Source organism: Weizmannia acidilactici, from assembly GCF_008974225.1.
Lineage (GTDB): Bacteria > Bacillota > Bacilli > Bacillales > Bacillaceae_C > Weizmannia > Weizmannia acidilactici.
In genome coordinates this window covers 1-1,439 of sequence record NZ_BKZR01000098.1, presented here as the reverse complement: position 1 = coordinate 1,439, position 1,439 = coordinate 1, and the positions used below count along the sequence as shown (strand labels likewise).

The window sequence follows — 1,439 nt, the reverse complement described above, 5'->3', positions numbered from 1 at the left end:
GATGATGTATAAAATTTTGTGTAAAGCATTTTGCTAGAACAAAAGAAAAAAGGTAGGGTATTCTCTGATTTGGACCACAACACATTCCAGAGAAAGGAGTACCCTACCTATGTCTAAAAGAAGTATACCGAATGTCGACTGGGCAAATCAACTGGAAAATGCCATTCGTCAGTTTGTAAAAGAAAAATTAGAACTGATTATGCGGGAAGAAATCAAAAATTTCCTCGAAATCGAACAGGCTGGAACGCCGAATATGAGAAACGGCTACTATCAGCGAAATCTAGATACACAATATGGCCGGATTGAGGGTCTTTTGGTTCCAAGAGACCGAAACGGGGAATTTCAAACACAGTTGTTTGCCCCTTACCAACGGCACACGGGCTGGCTGGAGGAAGCAATCATTAGGATGTACCAAAGTGGCATGAGCACGCGTGAAATTGGCAAGTTTATCGAACGAATTCTAGGAAGCACCTATTCTCCTGCGACGATCAGCCGGATTACCGATGTCGTGAAGGAAGACATCGAGAAATGGCACGCTCGTCCACTACACCAGCGTTATTCGGTCTTATATTTGGACGGCTTGTACGTGAAACTTCGCCGGGATACGGTAGAGAAAGAAGTTATTTATGTGGTATTGGGGGTGAACGAAGAAGGGTATCGTGAAATTCTTGATTTCTTCGTAGGAGGACAAGAAAGCGCCTATGTATGGCAGGAGATTCTCCAACAGCTCTACCAAAGAGGCGTCAAGGAAGTGCTTCTTGGCGTCTTCGATGGCCTTCCGGGGTTGGAGGAAGCCTTTAAGGCGGTGTATCCGAAAGCCGATGTGCAGCGCTGTGTCGTGCACAAAGTCCGCAACACCCTCAGCCGTGTTCGGAAAAAAGATCAATTCGAAATGGCGGAGGACCTGAAACTCATTTATCGTTCTCCGAATAAAGAAATCGCATTGGAGATGTTTCAACAGTTTCAATCCAAATGGTCTCACAAATACCCAAGGGAAGTCCAATCTTGGGCAAATGAGTTGGATGTCCTTCTCACCTTTATGGACTATCCAAGCAGTATTCGAAGTGTGATTTATACGACCAATGCCATCGAACGAACGATCAAGGAGATTCGGAAACGTCTAAAGCCGATGAACAGTTTGAGCAGTTTAGAAGCCGCTGAAAAAGTCGTATATTTGACGATACAGGACTTTAACGAGAAATGGGCAGGGCGAAAGTTGCGAGGATTTGCCGAAGCGCAAGAAGCCCTTCAACGAATGTTTGAAGAACGTTATTGTTAACCAAATATTGTAAATAAACAAAATAAGGGGATTTTCCCTTTCCACACAAGAGACTGAATATTCAGTCTCTTGTGTGAAGGAAACCGGTTCCCTATCCATTCCAAATCCATTTCAGAGATACCCTATCTATCTTACATTACACAAAATTCTTGACGGTACC

General features: G+C 43.9%; 1 protein-coding gene. It reads left to right on the top strand.

Features of this window, described 5'->3' with window-relative positions:
• The first annotated feature begins 109 nt into the window (after positions 1–109).
• Positions 110–1,279 (top strand): IS256 family transposase, encoded by a 1,170-nt coding sequence (locus tag GBH70_RS16380; RefSeq protein WP_013400797.1) that lies wholly within the window; start codon positions 110–112, stop codon positions 1,277–1,279.
• Positions 1,280–1,439: the final 160 nt, after the last annotated feature.

What these genes read in the sequence shown, in the direction of transcription:
- GBH70_RS16380 (WP_013400797.1), top strand. Translation starts at nt 110, where the DNA reads ATGTCTAAAAGAAGTATACCGAATGTCGACTGGGCAAATCAACTGGAA.